The organism is Streptomyces flaveolus (assembly GCF_014648815.1).
Taxonomy (GTDB): domain Bacteria; phylum Actinomycetota; class Actinomycetes; order Streptomycetales; family Streptomycetaceae; genus Streptomyces; species Streptomyces flaveolus.
In genome coordinates this window covers 653,447-669,775 of the sequence record NZ_BMRV01000001.1, presented here as the reverse complement: position 1 = coordinate 669,775, position 16,329 = coordinate 653,447, and the positions used below count along the sequence as shown (strand labels likewise).

15 protein-coding genes are annotated in these 16,329 nt (G+C 71.6%); 7 read left to right on the top strand and 8 right to left on the bottom strand.

What is annotated here, in order from left to right:
- Positions 1 to 24 precede the first annotated feature (24 nt).
- Positions 25 to 711 carry a maleylpyruvate isomerase family mycothiol-dependent enzyme gene (locus tag IEZ05_RS03015; protein WP_189228374.1) on the top strand — a complete coding sequence of 229 codons (687 nt, stop codon included), beginning with the start codon at positions 25 to 27 and terminating at the stop codon, positions 709 to 711.
- 47 nt (positions 712 to 758) lie between these two features.
- Positions 759 to 1,415 (top strand): MBL fold metallo-hydrolase, encoded by a 657-nt coding sequence (locus tag IEZ05_RS03010; RefSeq protein WP_189228373.1) that lies wholly within the window; start codon positions 759 to 761, stop codon positions 1,413 to 1,415.
- A 172-nt stretch (positions 1,416 to 1,587) separates the two neighbouring features.
- On the opposite strand, the gene aroQ is transcribed toward IEZ05_RS03010, so the two are convergent.
- Positions 1,588 to 2,061 (bottom strand): type II 3-dehydroquinate dehydratase, encoded by a 474-nt coding sequence (gene aroQ, locus IEZ05_RS03005; RefSeq protein ID WP_189228372.1) that lies wholly within the window; start codon positions 2,059 to 2,061, stop codon positions 1,588 to 1,590.
- A gap of 103 nt (positions 2,062 to 2,164) precedes the next feature.
- Here aroQ and IEZ05_RS03000 point away from each other — a divergent pair, with 103 nt between their 5' ends.
- Positions 2,165 to 3,211, top strand: coding sequence for a S66 family peptidase (locus IEZ05_RS03000; protein ID WP_189228371.1), 1,047 nt, complete (start codon positions 2,165 to 2,167; stop codon positions 3,209 to 3,211).
- A gap of 37 nt (positions 3,212 to 3,248) precedes the next feature.
- Here IEZ05_RS03000 and IEZ05_RS02995 read toward each other — a convergent pair whose 3' ends face one another.
- From IEZ05_RS02995 to IEZ05_RS02970, 6 genes are all read right to left on the bottom strand, one after another.
- On the bottom strand, positions 3,249 to 4,349 hold the full coding sequence (locus tag IEZ05_RS02995; protein ID WP_189228370.1) for a calcium:cation antiporter: 1,101 nt from the start codon (positions 4,347 to 4,349) through the stop codon (positions 3,249 to 3,251).
- Between the two features lie 188 nt (positions 4,350 to 4,537).
- Positions 4,538 to 5,527, bottom strand: coding sequence for a TerC/Alx family metal homeostasis membrane protein (locus IEZ05_RS02990; RefSeq protein ID WP_189228369.1), 990 nt, complete (start codon positions 5,525 to 5,527; stop codon positions 4,538 to 4,540).
- Between the two features lie 285 nt (positions 5,528 to 5,812).
- Positions 5,813 to 7,768 (bottom strand): TerD family protein, encoded by a 1,956-nt coding sequence (locus IEZ05_RS02985; protein WP_189228368.1) that lies wholly within the window; start codon positions 7,766 to 7,768, stop codon positions 5,813 to 5,815.
- A gap of 93 nt (positions 7,769 to 7,861) precedes the next feature.
- Complete coding sequence (locus tag IEZ05_RS02980) at positions 7,862 to 8,440, bottom strand: TerD family protein (protein ID WP_189228367.1); 579 nt, start codon at positions 8,438 to 8,440, stop codon at positions 7,862 to 7,864.
- 141 nt (positions 8,441 to 8,581) lie between these two features.
- Entirely contained in the window at positions 8,582 to 10,720 is a 2,139-nt protein-coding gene (uvrB, locus tag IEZ05_RS02975; RefSeq protein ID WP_189228366.1) for an excinuclease ABC subunit UvrB, read from the bottom strand.
- Between the two features lie 40 nt (positions 10,721 to 10,760).
- Positions 10,761 to 11,639 (bottom strand): MHYT domain-containing protein, encoded by an 879-nt coding sequence (locus IEZ05_RS02970; RefSeq protein ID WP_189228365.1) that lies wholly within the window; start codon positions 11,637 to 11,639, stop codon positions 10,761 to 10,763.
- Between the two features lie 278 nt (positions 11,640 to 11,917).
- Between IEZ05_RS02970 and IEZ05_RS02965 the strand changes: the two genes are divergently transcribed.
- The 4 genes from IEZ05_RS02965 to IEZ05_RS02950 all read left to right on the top strand — a co-directional run bounded on the left by IEZ05_RS02965 (position 11,918) and on the right by IEZ05_RS02950 (position 15,353).
- Positions 11,918 to 12,808, top strand: coding sequence for a glycerophosphodiester phosphodiesterase (locus IEZ05_RS02965; protein WP_189228364.1), 891 nt, complete (start codon positions 11,918 to 11,920; stop codon positions 12,806 to 12,808).
- A 77-nt stretch (positions 12,809 to 12,885) separates the two neighbouring features.
- Positions 12,886 to 13,440 (top strand): methylated-DNA--[protein]-cysteine S-methyltransferase, encoded by a 555-nt coding sequence (locus IEZ05_RS02960; RefSeq protein WP_189228363.1) that lies wholly within the window; start codon positions 12,886 to 12,888, stop codon positions 13,438 to 13,440.
- An 84-nt stretch (positions 13,441 to 13,524) separates the two neighbouring features.
- Complete coding sequence (locus IEZ05_RS02955) at positions 13,525 to 14,433, top strand: pseudouridine-5'-phosphate glycosidase (protein ID WP_189228362.1); 909 nt, start codon at positions 13,525 to 13,527, stop codon at positions 14,431 to 14,433.
- Entirely contained in the window at positions 14,430 to 15,353 is a 924-nt protein-coding gene (locus tag IEZ05_RS02950; protein WP_189228361.1) for a carbohydrate kinase family protein, read from the top strand. Before IEZ05_RS02955 ends, IEZ05_RS02950 begins: the two co-directional genes overlap by 4 nt.
- 127 nt (positions 15,354 to 15,480) lie before the next feature.
- On the opposite strand, the gene IEZ05_RS02945 is transcribed toward IEZ05_RS02950, so the two are convergent.
- Complete coding sequence (locus IEZ05_RS02945; protein ID WP_189228360.1) at positions 15,481 to 16,275, bottom strand: methyltransferase; 795 nt, start codon at positions 16,273 to 16,275, stop codon at positions 15,481 to 15,483.
- Between the last annotated feature and the right edge of the window lie 54 nt (positions 16,276 to 16,329).

Here is a 16,329-nt window from a genome sequence, read left to right as displayed (position 1 = left end):
GTGGTGCGGTCTAGGGTCGGCGCCATGATTGATCACGCGCGTGACCTGGCGTCTGTACGCGACGCCACCGAGCGACTGCTGAGCGCGGTCGGCAAACTGGACAACGCGGGCGTGACGGACCAGTCACGCCTTCCCGGCTGGACCCGCGGCCATGTCCTCGCCCACCTCGCCCGCAACGCGGACGCCCTCGTGAACGTTCTCGAAGGCCGCCCCATGTACGTGTCCGCCGAGGCCCGGGACGCCGACATCGAGCGGGACGCCCCGCGTCCCCTGGAGGCGCAGCTCACGGACGTGCGCGAGAGCGCGGCCCGCTTCCAGGAGGTGGGCGCGGTCCCCGCCGACTGGTCGCGTACGGTCACGCTGCGCAACGGGATCACCGACTCGGCGTCCCGGGTGCCCTTCCGGCGCTGGGCCGAGGTGGAGCTGCACCACGTGGACCTCGGGATCGGCTACGAGCTGGAGGACCTTCCGGAGGAGTTCACCGAGCGGGAGACCGCGTTCCTGGCGGCCCGTTTCACCGGGCACCCGGACGTGCCGCCCACGCGCCTCACGGACGGCACGCGCGCGTGGCGCACGGGCCGCGAGGAGGACCGACGGGAGATCACCGTCACCGGGGCCCCCGCCGACCTGCTGGGCTGGCTCGCCGGGCGGCGCGAGGGGTCCGCGCTGACCGTGGCCGGGGGCACGCTGCCCGCGCTGCCGCCGCTGTAGTCCGGGGAGGCGGTTGCGGACCGCCTCCCGGCGCTAGGCTGGCCGTCATGACGTACAGCGGAGAGGTGCGGGTCGGCGGCCCCGCCCAGGTGCACGAGCTCAAGGACCTGATGATCACCAAGGTCGCGGTCGGCCCGATGGACAACAACGCCTATCTGCTGCGCTGCCGGGCCACCGACGAGCAGGTGCTGATCGACGCCGCGAACGACGCGCACACGCTGCTCGGCACGATCGGTGACGACGGCATCGCCTCCGTCGTCACCACCCACCGGCACGGCGACCACTGGCAGGCGCTCGCCGAGGTCGTGGCGGCCACCGGCGCCCGTACCTACGCCGGCCGGCACGACGCCGAGGGCATCCCCGTACCCACCGACGTGCCGGTCGACGACGGCGACACCATCCGGGTGGGACAGGTGGAACTCACCGCTCGCCATCTGGTCGGGCACACACCGGGCTCGATCGTCCTCGTCTACGACGACCCGCACGGGCATCCGCACGTGTTCACCGGGGACTGTCTCTTCCCCGGCGGTGTGGGCAACACCTTCAAGGACCCGGAGGCGTTCGCGAGCCTGATCCACGATGTCGAGACCAAGGTCTTCGACGTCCTCCCGGACGAGACGTGGGTCTACCCGGGACACGGCAACGACACCACGCTGGGCGCGGAACGCCCGCACCTGCCGGAGTGGCACGCGCGCGGGTGGTGAGCCCCCGTACGCGCCCCGTGTGATCCGTTCACCAGCGGCGGCCCTCCCCGTGCGCTGTCGGCGCGCGGGGGCGGTGCGGTCGACTGGTGGCGGCCCCGCGCAGGACGACGGCTCCTGGGCGGCGTGGGCCGCCGGTCCTCTCTTCCCGCCCTCGGCCGGCGGCCCCGGCCCCTCAGGTGTCGGCCCGCCCCGTCCCCGCCAGTGCCGCGACCCGCTCCACGCCGAACGCGTACCCCTGCACACCGCACCCCGCGATGACTCCGTCGGCGCGCTGCGAGACGTAGGAGTGGTGCCGGAACGCCTCGCGCTGGTGGATGTTGGAGATGTGCACCTCCACCACCGGCAGCCCGTCACAGGTGTTGAGCGCGTCGAGGATCGCGACGGACGTGTGCGAGTAGGCGGCGGGGTTGATGACGATCCCGCAGTGGTTCAGCCGTGCCTCGTGGATCCAGTCGACCAGTTCGCCCTCGTGGTTGGACTGGCGGAAGTCCACCGTGCCGCCGTGTGCCGCGGCGGCCTTGACGCACAGGGCCTCGACGTCGGCAAGCGTGTCGGAGCCGTAGATCTCCGGCTGGCGCTGGCCGAGCAGGTTCAGGTTGGGCCCGTTGAGGATCATGATCGGGGCGTTGGCCAGGGTGCGGGGCACGGTTTCCTCCGGTCCGTTCGAGGTGCGGCGGTCCTTGGCCGACCGGCGCTCGCCCCGGTTTATCACGGTGCGCCGGCGACACGGCCGCCCGTATCCTCCCCGCATGCCGATGATCGTCTATCCGCCCAAGCCCTCACCCGGAGACCGCGTCGCGGTCATATCTCCCTCGTCGGGACTGCCCGGACTGTTCCCGCTCCCCTACGAGTTGGGCCTGGAGCGGCTGCGCAAGGAATTCGGCCTGGAACCGGTCGAGTACCCGGCCAGCCGGAAGATGGGCTCGACGCCGCGCGAACGGGCCGACGACATCCACGCGGCCTTCGCCGACCCGGACGTCAAGGCCGTGTTCGCGTCGATCGGCGGCGACGACCAGATCACCGTCCTGCCGTACCTGGACCGGGAGTTGCTGCGGGCCCACCCGAAGCCGTTCTTCGGGTGGAGCGACAACACGAACCTGCTCGCCTTCCTGCGCAACACGGGAATCGTCGCCTACCACGGCGCGAGCGTGATGTGCGAGCTGGGCCGTTCCGGTGCCATGCACCCGCAGACCGCCGACTCCCTGCGGGCAGCGCTGTTCACCTCGGGCCCGTACGAACTGCGGCCCGCCGAGCGCTGGAACGACGTGGACCGGGACTGGGCCGACCCCGCGACCTTCGCGACGGAACCGGGGTCCCGGCCCGGTTCGGGCTGGTCCTGGGTCAATGCCGACCGGGTGGTCGAGGGGCGCAGCTGGGGCGGCTGTCTGGAGATCCTCGGCGGGCTGCTGATGGCCGACCGCGAGATCGCGCGCGATCCGGCCGAGTACGACGGGGATGTGCTGTTCCTGGAGACCTCGGAGGAACTGCCGAGCGCCACGGAGGTCTTCCGGACGCTGCGGAGCATGGGCGAGCGCGGCCTACTCGGGCGTTTCTCCGCCCTGCTGATGGGCCGCCCGAAGACGTGGTCCTTCGCGCGTCCCCACAGCCCCGAGGAGGGTGCCCGTTACGCGGCGGAGCAGCGGGAGGCGGTGCTGCGCGCGATGCGGACCTACGCTCCCGAGGCCACGATCGTCTTCGACGTGGACCTCGGTCACACCGATCCGCAGGTCGTCGTCCCGTACGGCGGACACGTCCGCGTCGACGGGCCCGCCCGGCGGATCGTCGTCACGTACTGATCCACGCACCGGTCCGCGTACCGGGGCTCCTCGCCGGCTAGGGGTTGACCGCGAGTTCCAGGTACGCCGCGAACAGCACCAGGTGGACACCACCCTGCAGGGGTGTGGCACGCCCCGGCACGACCGTCAGGGAGGCCACCACGACCGTCAGCGCGAGCAGCACCATGTGGGTGGGGCCGAGGCCAAGGACCAGCGGCCCCGAGAGCCAGACGGAGGCCAGGGCGACGGCCGGGATGGTCAGTCCGATGCTGGCCATCGCGGACCCGAGCGCGAGATTCAGGCTGGTCTGCACCCGGTCCCGGCGGGCGGTGCGCAGGGCGGCGATGGTCTCGGGGAGAAGGACCAGCAGGGCGATGATCACGCCGACTACGGCATGATGCAGTCCCGCGGCTTCCACCCCGTCCTCGATGGTGGGTGACACCCCTTTCGCCAGCCCGACGACGCCGATCAGAGCCAGGGCCAGCAGGCCCAGGCTGATCAGTGCGGTGCGGGCCGACGGCGCGTTCGCGTGGTCCTCCACGGTGATCACCTCGCCCTGCCGGGTGATCGGCAGGAAGTAGTCGCGGTGCCGCACGGTCAGGGTCGTGATGAACAGCCCGTAGAGGATCAGTGAGGACAGCGCCGCGAAGGTCAGCTGAACGGTGGAGAACTCCGGGCCCGGCGCGCTGGTCGTGAACGTCGGCAGCACCAGGCTGAGCGTGGCCAGGGTCGCCACCGTGGCGAGGGCGGCGCCGGTGCCCTCCGGGTTGAACACCGCCGTGCCGTGGCGCAGGGAGGCGACGAGCAGACTGAGCCCGACGACGCCGTTGCAGGTGATCATCACTGCCGCGAAGACGGTGTCCCTGGCGAGGGTCGCGCTCTTGTCGCCGCCGTCCGCCATCAGGGTCACGATGAGGGCGACCTCGATGACGGTGACGGCGATGGCGAGCACGAGGGAGCCGAAGGGCTCACCGACCCGGTGGGCGACCACTTCGGCGTGGTGCACGGCCGCCAGGACGGACAGCGCGAGCACGACGGTCAGCAGCGCCACGACCCCACCGGGCAGGTCGCGTCCCCAGGTGAGGCCCAGCAGCACGACCGCGACCACGGGCGTGACGGTCGTCCACTGTGCGAGGAGCGCCCTGGGCCGAGTGATCATGCAGCGATCGTCGCAGAGGCGAACGGACCCCGCACTCCCGGTCGCACGGACGGGGAACGCCGTCGGCCGGGCCGCGCTCAGGGCTCCCTCTCCCGGCCGGCGCCGCGACGCCGGCAGCGGCGGGCGGCTCTGCGCCGCTCGCCGCTGCCGGTGGTGACCTGCGCGCCCGACGGGCGGGCGTGCGCGGGTCAGGCGTCGATGTCCTGCTTCGACGCGTCCTCGGCAGCCGTCGCTTCCGCCTGCTTCCGGGAGGCCCGGAGGCTGGTGATCGTGGTGACGATCAGGACCGAGCAGATCACGCCGAGCGAGACCGGAATGCTGATCTCGGGGACGTGGACCCCGGACTCGTGCAGGGCGTGCAGCACCAGCTTCACGCCGATGAAGCCCAGGATGATCGACAGGCCGTACGAGAGGTGGACCAGCTTCCTCAGCAGTCCGCCGATGAGGAAGTACAGCTGCCGCAGACCCATCAGGGCGAACGCGTTGGCCGTGAACACGATGTACGGGTCCTGGGTCAGGCCGAAGATCGCCGGGATGGAGTCGAGCGCGAAGAGGACGTCGGTGGTGCCGATCGCGAGCATCACGACCAGCATCGGGGTCATGATGCGCTTGCCGTTCTCCTCGATCCACAGCTTGGTGCCGTGGTACCGGTCGGCGACACCGAACCGGCGCTCGGCGGCCTTGAGCAGCTTGTTCTCCTCGAACTCCTCGTCCTCCTCGTCGGCCCGTGCCTCCTGGATGAGCTTCCAGGCTGTCCAGATCAGGAAGGCGCCGAAGAGGTAGAACACCCACGAGAAGCTGGCGAGGATCGCGGCACCGGCGGCGATGAAGATGGCCCTGAGGACCAGGGCTATGAGGACTCCGACGAGGAGTACTCGCTGCTGGTACTGCGAGGGCACCGCGAACTTCGCCATGATCAGGACGAAGACGAAGAGGTTGTCGACGCTCAGGGACTTCTCGGTGATGAAGCCCGCGAAGAACTCGCCGGCGGGCTGGCCGCCGCCGAAGACGAGGAGCCCGAGTCCGAAGAGACCCGCCAGCGCGATCCAGACGACCGTCCAGATCCCGGCTTCCTTGATCGACACGTCGTGCGGCTTGCGGCCGATGAAGAAATCGACCGCGATGAGGGCGGCGAGGCCCACGATGGTCAGGACCCACAGGGTCAGGGAAACTTCCACTTACGCCTCCGGCAGTACGTCACACGGCAGATGTCAGCGTCGTCGCTGCCGGAGGTCTCTTCCACCCCGGACTTCCGGTGCGCGAAGCGCGTCCGGAGCCCACGGGCCGACGCCCCGGGATCTGGCCTGATCCGTATTGACGGGTACGCCGCAGTTGGCAGGGAGTACTCCCCTCCGTACGAAAAACAGTACCCCAATCACCAAGGAAAGGTAAAGAGAAGGGTAAAGGAGAAGCCAAAATGCCAGGTCAGCATGGCTTTACAAGGACTTGGTGCGAGCTTTGGCTCACCGGTTCCACGAGTGACGGGCCGCGGCGACCGCGGTGAGCACCTGTTGCAGCACCTGGCTGCCGGACGGCACGAGCGAGGGCTCGTACGTCCAGGCGTGGCCGACCCACGGGTCGGCCAGATGGTCGTCGGCCACCGGGGTCAGGCGCAGCAGCGAACGCCACAGTGGGTCGAGCAGTGGTCCGTAACCCGCGGACTCCTCGCGGTCGGCGACCAGCATCAGGTGCACACCGACCGCCGGGCCCTCGTCCGCGAGGTAGCGCAGCTGGTTCACGGCCCGGTCGTCGAAGCCGTGCGGGAAGTCGTTGACGATCAGGAGCTGCTGGGACGTGTCGAGACCGGGCGGCAGCGCGTCGGCGGCGCCTCCCCGCAGCGCCATCTGCACCAGGTCGACGCGCTGGGTGAGCCGGGCGAGCACGTCGGCCGTCCCCGCGGCGCCGAGGGCCGGCGGGGCGGCGAGCACTCCGCTCTGCACCAGCGGTGCCAGGGCCTGCGTCCCCGCTCCGGCCGGGTCGATGACGTGGACGGTGAACTCGCCCGCCGGGTAGACGGCGAGCAACCGGGCCGCGTGCGCGACCGCCGTCTCCAGGGCCAGGCGACCCATCTCGTGGGAGTCGGCGAACGAACCGTCGAGCGAGCCGGAACGCCCGCTGTCGATCCACAGGCCGCGCTCCAGCGGGAGCCGGACGAGCATCGGTATGCGTATCCGGTCGGCCTCGGGCAGACGGAGGTCGCCCAGGCGCACCGCCATGGGGATCTCCATGGGCACGCGATAGGCGTGCCAGACGGGGTTGTCCCAGCGCGCGTAGGCCGCCGGCAGGGCGGGCTCGACGACCGCCGCCTCGGCGGCGAGCTGGGCGACGTCCCGGTCGAGGGCTTCTCTGGCCTGGGCCACGAGCTGAGCGTGGCGGGCGCGGGCGGCCTCGCGCGCGGCGTCGCCCTGCCCGCCGATCCGGCTGCGCGGGTCGGACAGGGCCTGGTCGATCTCCTTCTCCATGCGCGACTCGGCGAAGTCGACGGCGCTGCGGTACGCGGCCGCGGTGCGGGCCAGGTCCTCGAACATGCCCCACACCTGGTTGTACAGCCGCTCGTCCATCGACCAGCCGGTGGCATCGCCCGCGACGGGCTGTGCGGGCTGACCGGGTGCGGCCGGGGGCGCGGTCGGCGCGGGCGCGGGCGGCGCCGCGTGCTGCCGGCGCGGGTGGCTGTAGTCGATCGGGCCGCCGGGCGTCTGCGGGCCGCCGGCGCCCTGGGGGTCGTACGGGGACGCCGCCGGTACGGGGCCGGGCGTGCCCTGGGGCGCGCCCGCTCCGTGGTCCGGTCCGAGCGCCGGGGCGGCGGTCTGCCGGGCACGGTCGCCGTCCGCCGTATGCGGCGAGGGGGCCGGGACCGAGCGGGCCAGGCCGCCGGCCACCGCCTCCTGGACCGTACCGGCGAGCCGGTGGGCCTGCGGCAGGCCCTGGTCGGCGAGGAGTTCGGCGAGACCGCCCGCGTAGCCCTGGCCGACGGCCCGTACCTTCCAGGCGCCCTGCCGGCGGTAGAGCTCCAGCGCGACGACGGCCGACTCGGCCTCCAGGCCGGTGATGGTGTAGCTGACGACCTCGGTGCCGTCGAGGCCGGTGACGGCGACGAAGGGCGCGGCGACGGCGCCGAAGCGGAACGGGCCCGCCGTGTCTGCCGCGGCCAGGGCGAGCAGCACACTGACCCGGTGCACGGCGTCCGGAACGGCGTCCAGGTCCACCGCGAGCCGGTGGTCGGCGGCTGCCTGCCGGGAGACCTCCAGTCCGGGCAGCGCGGGCGTGCCCGGATGGGCCACCCACTCGGCCCCGTGGACCGTCCCGTTCTCGTCGCCGAGCGTGGCCGCGGCCACCACCGGCGTGCCGACCGAGACCCGGATCTCCAGACGGGCCTGGGGAAGCGGGTGGTTCTGCCCCCGTACCAGCTCGGCCGTCATCGTCTTTCCCCCTGTGTCACCCGTGCGCCACTCGTGATGTGTGCTGAACCGCCCGCCCGTCCCTGGCGGAACGGGCCGGGTCGGTGTTCCGCCCTACAGGACCGGCAGGATCGCCGGCATCAGGTCCTGGAAGGTGCGGCCGTTGGCCGGGGAGCCGAGGGCGGTCATCGACCAGCCCTGTCCCACCCGGTGCACCTTGGCCATGATCTGGGCCGTGAAGGCGCCGCCGCCGGCCAGCGTGTAACGGGCGAGCTCCTGGCCGTTGGTCTCGTCCACCAGGCGGCAGAACGCGTTCTGCACCTCCTGGAACGTCTGGCCCGTGAAGGAGTTCACGGTGAAGACGATCTGGTCGATGTGGACCGGGACGCGCTGCAGGTCGACGAGGATCGCCTCGTCGTCGCCGCCCTGGCCGACACCGCCGACCAGGTTGTCCCCGGTGTGGCGCACCGAGCCGTCGTCGCTCACCAGGTGGCGGAAGAAGACGACGTCGACCGGCTGCTTGTCGGCGAACAGGACGGCGGAGGCGTCGAGGTCGATCTCCCGGGTGCGCGAGCCGAACAGGCCGCGCCGGGGAGCTGCCTGCCAGCCGAGACCCATGCGCACCGACGTCAGGCTGCCGCCGTCGCTCTTCTGCAGACTGATGGCCTGACCCTTGGTCATGTTGACGGTCACGCGCTGATTCCCCTCTACGAACTGTCCCCTGTTGCCGCGGCGCCCGCGGTTGACCAGAACCCTACGCAGAGCCACCGACAGTGCCGTACCCAGGTCCGCACTTTGTGTCGGTCTTGCAACACACCGCGTGCCGGACGGCCGTCAGGCCAGGCCCGCCTCCTTCATCTGGCGCAGTTCCTTCTTCATCTCGGAGACCTCGTCGCGCAGTCGGGCGGCGATCTCGAACTGGAGGTCCGCGGCGGCGGCCCGCATGCGGGTGGTGAGGTCCTCGATCTGCTCGGCGAGCTCCGCCGCGGGGCGGTCGGTGGGCACCGTCTCCGTCTTCCTGCCCTTGGCCGCCTTGGCACCGGCCGCCGTCTTGCCGCCGAGGGCGGGCACGGGGGCCTTGGCGCCCTTGCCGTCCTTCGTCTGGCGGTAGCCCGAGCCGAGGAGCTGCTCGGTGTCGACGTCCTCGCGGGCGATCTGCGCGACGATGTCGTTGATCTTCTTGCGGAGGGGCTGCGGATCGATGCCGTTCGCCTTGTTGTAGGCGACCTGCTTCTCCCGGCGGCGGTTGGTCTCGTCGATGGCCTTCTCCATCGCCGGGGTGATCTTGTCGGCGTACATGTGGACCTGGCCGGAGACATTGCGCGCCGCGCGGCCGATGGTCTGGATCAGGGAGGTGCCGGAGCGCAGGAAGCCCTCCTTGTCGGCGTCGAGGATGGCCACCAGGGAGACCTCGGGCAGGTCGAGGCCCTCGCGCAGGAGGTTGATGCCGACCAGGACGTCGTACTCGCCGGCGCGCAGCTCGCGCAGCAGTTCCACGCGGCGCAGCGTGTCGACGTCGCTGTGCAGATAGCGGACCTGGATGCCGAGCTCCAGGAAGTAGTCGGTGAGGTCCTCGGCCATCTTCTTGGTGAGCGTGGTGACGAGGACGCGCTCGTCCTTCTCGGTCCGCTTGCGGATCTCGTGCACCAGGTCGTCGATCTGCCCCTCGGTGGGCTTGACGACGACCTCCGGGTCGATGAGGCCGGTGGGCCGGATGATCTGCTCGACGGCGCCGTCCGAGCGGGAGAGCTCGTAGGCGCCGGGGGTCGCCGACAGATACACGGTCTGCCCGATGCGCTCCTGGAACTCCTCCCACTTCAGCGGGCGGTTGTCGAGCGCGGAGGGCAGCCGGAAACCGTGGTCGACCAGGGTGCGCTTGCGGGAGGCGTCGCCCTCGTACATGGCACCGATCTGCGGCACGGTGACGTGCGACTCGTCGATGACGAGCAGGAAGTCGTCCGGGAAGTAGTCCAGCAGCGTGTTGGGCGGGGAGCCGGGCGAGCGGCCGTCGAAGTGCATCGAGTAGTTCTCGACACCGGAGCAGCTGCCGATCTGGCGGAGCATCTCGAGGTCGTACGTCGTGCGCATCCGCAGACGCTGGGCCTCCAGGAGCTTGCCCTGCTTCTCCAGTTCGGTCAGGCGCTCGGCCAGTTCCTTCTCGATGTCGTTGACCGCCCGCTCCAGGCGCTCGGGGCCCGCGACGTAGTGGGAGGCCGGGAAGACGTACAGCTGCTGGTCGTCGCTGATGATCTCGCCGGTGACCGGGTGGAGCGTGGAGAGGGCCTCGATCTCGTCGCCGAACATCTCGATGCGGACGGCGAGCTCCTCGTAGACCGGGAAGATCTCGATGGTGTCTCCGCGCACCCGGAAGGTGCCCCGGGCGAAGGCCATGTCGTTGCGCGTGTACTGAATGTCCACGAAACGGCGCAGCAGCTCGTCCCGGTCGTGCTCGTCGCCGACGCGGAGGGGGACCATGCGGTCGACGTACTCCTGCGGGGTGCCGAGACCGTAGATACAGGAGACGGAGGCGACCACGACGACGTCGCGGCGGGTGAGCAGCGAGTTGGTCGCCGAGTGGCGCAGGCGCTCCACCTCCTCGTTGATCGAGGAGTCCTTCTCGATGTAGGTGTCCGACTGCGGGACGTAGGCCTCGGGCTGGTAGTAGTCGTAGTACGAGACGAAGTACTCGACGGCGTTGTTCGGCAGCAGCTCCCGGAACTCGTTCGCCAGCTGGGCGGCCAGGGTCTTGTTCGGCGCCATCACGAGGGTGGGGCGCTGGAGCTTCTCGATCATCCACGCGGTGGTGGCGGACTTGCCGGTGCCGGTCGCGCCGAGCAGGACGACGTCCTTCTCGCCTGCTTCGATGCGCCGGGCGAGGTCGGCGATGGCCGTGGGCTGGTCGCCGCTGGGCTGGTAGGGGCTGACGACCTCGAAGGGCGCCACCGTGCGTTCGATCTGGGAAACGGGCCGCATGGGATCCACCGTACGACCCCGCACTGACAACCGGTCCGGATCAGCGGTTCTGCGGGGTGCGGGGGCGCCGGTGGGCGAGGCGGCGGGGCGTGTGGTGCGCGGGGTGGTGCACCGGGCGGTGAGCCCTCGGCGGGAACTCGCCGTGGGCGGGGACGCCCGGCTTGCGCTCGACGGGCACTCCGGCCGGGCGCCCCATGACCATCAGCGGGTCGAACAGCACCACGACGCCGGCGAGAAGGAGGAAGGCGAGGGGGCCGATCAGCATGGGGGCGAGCAGCTCGGCCGGTGAGCCGCCCGAGGCGGGGTCGGACGTGCCGTGCAGATGGACGTCGAGCGCGGCCATGCCGGTGTAGTGCATGCCGGTGACGGCGAGTCCCATCACGAGGCTCGCGCCCAGGCTCCAGAGGAACCCCCGGACCTGCCCGGCCGCCCACAGGGCCGCGGTGGCGGCGGCCATGGCTATGGCGACGGACGCGGCCACGGTGAACGTGTCGTACTCCAGCTGCCCGTCCAGCCGCATACCGGCCATTCCCAGGTAGTGCATCGAGGCGACACCTAGGCCGGTGATCGTGCCTCCGGTGAACAGGGCCGTTCCCCGTGCGCCCCGGTAGCCGACTATGAAGATGCCCACGCCCACCATGACGATGGCGACGGCCAGGCTCGCGAACGTCATCGCCCAGTCGTAGCGGATCGGCGTGTGCTCGATCGTGAACCCCATCATCGCGATGAAGTGCATGGTCCATATCCCGGAGCCGATCGCCGCCGATCCGAGGGCGAGCCAGGCGGGGCGCCAGGACCGGGTGACCAGCATCGACCTGGTGGTGCAGCGCAGGCCGAGGGCCCCGCCCAGGCAGGCCATGAGGTAGGCCACCAGCGGTGTGACGAGTCCGTAACTGAAACCGTCGACCGTGCCTTGCATGTGCGGCTGCCCTTCCGCCCGTTTACGTCCCGGAATGCCCTGATGTGCGCCCTTCCCAGGACCGTGCGAACGATCAGGGCCGAGGCAGAGAGTATGACTCCCACCGGAATGGTCGAACGATTCTCCGGCAAAGAATCACGGCCTTGCCCCAGTTGTGCGGCCCCGGTGAGCGGAGTTGAGCAACTCCATTCAGCCTGTGGCCATTCTGCACCCATCTCTCGTTGACTCTCTGCTGTCACAGTGGTGCTGTCCGTGAACGCTCGACGCGAGGAGTACGCATGCACGCGCGCGCACTTGCCGTTCTGACCACCGCGCTCGTGGGGGTCGTCCTCATGGCTCCCGGTTCACACGCAGACACCCTGGACAGCGGCGACGCGCCGACGGTCGTCGCCCACCGGGGCGCCTCCGCCTACGCGCCGGAGAACACGCTGGCCGCCGTCGACAAGGCGGCCGAGCTGGGCATCCGCTGGGTGGAGAACGACGTTCAGCGCACCAAGGACGGCGAGCTCGTCGTCCTGCACGACGAGAGCCTGCAGCGCACCACCGACGTCGAGGAGGTCTTCCCCGACCGCGCGCCGTGGAAGGTGAAGGACTTCACCGCCGCCGAGATCGCACGGCTGGACGCGGGGAGCTGGTTCGGCGCCGAGTACGCGGGCGCACGCGTGCCGACGCTGGAACAGTACGTGCACCGTGTGGATCTCCACCACCAGAAGCTGCTGCTGGAGCTCAAGAACCCCGGGCTCTACCCGGGGATCGAGCGGCAGACCCTCAAGGTCCTCGCCAACGAGGGCTGGCTCGACCGGCGGCACGTGGCCGGCCGGCTGATCGTGCAGAGCTTCGACGCGGACAGCATCCGGACCGTCCACGACCTCAAGCCTGCCGTCAAGACCGGGTTCCTGGGCACCCCGGCCGTGGCGGACCTGCCCGAGTACGCGAAGTTCACCGACCAGATCAACCCCTCCCACGGCTCGATCTCCCTGAGCTACGTCGCCACCGTCCACACCTTCACCGGACCGCACGGCAGGACCATGGAGGTCTTCACCTGGACGGTGGACGACCCGGCCACCGCCCGGCGGGTCGCCGGGTACGAGGTGGACGGCATCATCACCAACAAGCCCGACGTGATCCGGGACGCGGTGGGCGAAGCGGCGGACCCCTCCGGTCTGTGATCCCACGACGCCCGGGGCGGCGGGCGCCCGCGTCCGCCGCCCCGGGCGTTGTCGGTGGCGGGCCGTACGGTGGGCGCATGGACAGCCATGGGCAGTACGAGCAGCAGGTGGTGTGGGCCGTGGTCGGCACCGGCATCGGCCCGCTGCTGCTGGCCGCGACCGGCGACGGTCTGGTCAACGTCGTGTTCCACGCCACGGACGCCGTGCGCGACCGGGCACTGGAACGGCTCGCGTCCCGGCTGGGCACCCGGCCCGTCGAGGCGCCCGGCTCCCCGCTGCTGGCCGAGGCGATACGGCAGGTGGAGGCGTACTTCGCGGGCGAGCGGCACGACTTCGACCTGCCGCTGGACTGGTCGCTGATATCGGGCTTCAACCGGCAGGTGCTGCGGGAGCTGGCGTCCGGTGTGCCCTACGGCTCGGTCGTCGGCTACGGCGATCTGGCCGGGCGGGTGGGCCAGCCCGGGGCCGCCCAGGCGGTGGGCACGGCGATGGGGGCCAACCCGCTGCCGGTCGTCGTGCCGTGTCACCGGGTCGTGGAGAGCGACGGCGGCATCGGCGGGTTCGGCGGCGGCGTGGACACCAAGCGACGGCTGCTCGCGCTGGAGGGTGTGCTGCCCGAGCCGCTGTTCTGACCCGAGCCTTCGCGCTCCGTGGTTTGACCGGGTCTCCCGACCGCCAGAGATGAGGGAGAACCGACGGACTGGGGAGGCAGGCGCGTGATGCTGGTGGTGTCGGAAGAGGTGCGGGCGGCGATCGACGCGCATCGCCCCGTGGTGGCCCTGGAGTCCACGATCATCGCGCACGGGCTGCCGCGCCCGCGGAACCTGCTGGTGGCACGGGAGCTGGAGGAGGCCGTGCGGCAGGAGGGCGGCGTACCGGCGACGATCGCCGTGCTGGACGGGCGGCCGCATGTCGGCCTGGACAAGGGGCAGCTGGAGCGGGTCGCGAACGAGGAAGGCATCCGCAAACTGGGTCACCGCGATCTGCCGCTCGCTCTGGCCGCCGGGGCCAGCGGGGCGACCACCGTGTCGGCGACCGCCCTGCTGGCCGCCCGGGCGGGGGTGCGCGTCTTCGCGACCGGCGGGCTCGGCGGCGTGCACCGGGAGTGGACCGTGACGCAGGACGAGTCGGCCGACCTCGGTCTGCTGGCGCGCACCCGGATCACCGTGGTGTGCGCGGGCGTGAAGTCCATCCTCGACGTTCCGGCGACCCTGCAGCGGCTGGAGACGCTGGGGGTCGCGGTGGCCGGGTACGGCACGGACCGCTTCCCCGGCTTCTACCTGTCCGACTCGGGGCATCCGGTGGACTGGACGCTGCACACCCCGGAGCAGGTGGCGGCGGTGATGCGCGCGCAGGACACGCTCGGCGGGCCGGAGTCGGCGCTCGTCGTCGCCAACCCCGTTGCCCGGGAGGAGCAGCTCGATCCCGTGCTGCACGCACGCGTGCTCGCCGACGCGCTGCACGCGTGCGAGGAGGAGGGGGTCACAGGTCAGGCGGTCACCCCGTTCCTGCTGGACTACCTGGTACGGCACACCGACGGCGCGTCACTGAGCGCCAATCTGGCGGCGGTGCGCGGCAACGTGCGGCTGGCGGCACGTGTCGCGGCGGCGTGGGCCGCGGCATGACCACCGGAACGGACGGCGCGCTGCTGGTCGTCGGGGACGTCGTCACCGATGTCGTCGCCCGGCACCGGGGGCCGCTGGCCACCGGCACGGACACGGCCGCCTCGATCCGGCGGCTGCCCGGCGGGGCGGGGGCCAACGTGGCCTGCTGGGCCGCGTACGCGGGGTGCGGGGACGTTCGGATGCTGGGTCGGGTCGGCGCGGACGCGGGGGCCTGGCACGAGCGGGAGCTGCTGGCGCACGGGGTGCGGCCCCTCCTGGTCGTCGACCGGTCGGCGCCCACGGGGACGGTGGTCTGCCTGGTCGATACGGGCGCCTCGGCCGAGCGGACGTTCCTGACGGACAGTGGCGCGTCGCTGCGGCTGGAGCCCGGTGACTGGTCGGACACGCTGCTCGACGGGGTCGCACGGCTGCACCTGTCGGGCTATCTCCTCTTCTCGGAGCCGAGCCGCGCCCTGGCGGAGGTCGCGCTGGCCTCGGCACACGCGCGTGGGGTACCGGTGAGCCTGGATCCGGCGTCGGCGGGCTTCCTGTCGGATCTGGGCGTCGACCGTTTCCTGGGCCTGATCGAAGGAGTCGACGTCCTGCTGCCCAGCCGTGACGAGGCGTGCCTGCTCACCGGGCTGCCCGACGGCGCGGACGCCGCGGCCAAACTGAGCCGGCACGTTCCGCTGGTGATCGCCAAGCAGGGCGCCGAGGGTGCCCTGGTGGCCCGGTCCGGCGCCGTGTGCGCGCGTGTCCCCGCCGTCCCGGCGTGTCCACGGGACAGTACGGGCGCCGGTGACGCCTTCACGGGGGCGTTCCTCGCCGCACTGGTCGCGGGTGCGACGCCCGAGGACGCGGCGACGGAGGGGTGCCGGGCGGGAGCCGTGGCGGTCGAGCGGGTGGGCGGGAGGCCCCCGCGAGCCGGGGGTGACGGCTGATCGGCGGGCCGGCCGGAACAGGGGCACCGTGCCCGGAGGCGCCGTTGTGCGCCCGCGACCTGCCGTCCGTCCGAGCGGCCTGGGGCGCACCCGGTCGGCGGGAGGCGTCGTGAACGCCCCTCCGCGGCTACGCCTTGCGCCCCCACGCCGAGATCATCGGTGCGGTCGCCAGATCCATGCTCCCGGACGCGACGTTGGCGAGGTGCCGGTCGATGTCCTCGTCCGTGGCCACGCCGGCGGAGACCAGCTGATCGCGGACCTGCCGGACCGTCGCGGACTCGAGTGCGGAGCAGGCGGGTGAGGTGACCGGGAAGTAGGCGTCGGCCTCCACGCGGCGCAGGCCGCTCTCCCGCAGCAGGCGCGGCAGCCTGCGTCCGTAGGACAGGTCGGCACCGCGGCGGGCGAGCAGGTCGCGGAACCCCTGCCGCAGCCGGTTCGCCAGCTGCTGCTCGGGGCCGTGCTCGTCGGGGCAGAGCAGGGGCTGCAGCGCGGGGTCGGCGTCCTCGACGAGCAGCCGGCCGCCCGGCCGCAGGGCCTCGACCATGGAGCGCAACGCCCGTTCCCGGTCCGGGACGTGAACGAGGACGAGGCGGGCGTGCACCAGGTCGAAGCCCTCCCCCGGGGGTTCCTCCGCGGCCACGTCGTGGACGCGGACCTCGACCGGCGGGCGGGCGGCCGGGGCGACTCGCGAGGTGTCGATGTCGGTCGCGACGACCTTGCCGGTCGGCCCCACCTTCCGGGCCAGCCAGGACACCACGGACGTGCCGCCGGCCCCGACCTCCCAGCAGCGCCAGCCGGGGCCGACGCCGAGCGCGTCGAGGTGCCGGAACGTCGTGGGGTCGAAGAGCGTGGCGAAGGCGTCGAAGCGCTCCGCCGCCTCGGCCTGCTGGTTGTCGAGGAGGTATCCGTCGGTTCGCGTCATGCCCCGATCATCCCAGTTGCCCGGCTTGCCGGAAGCGGGCGACGCTCCGGCGCG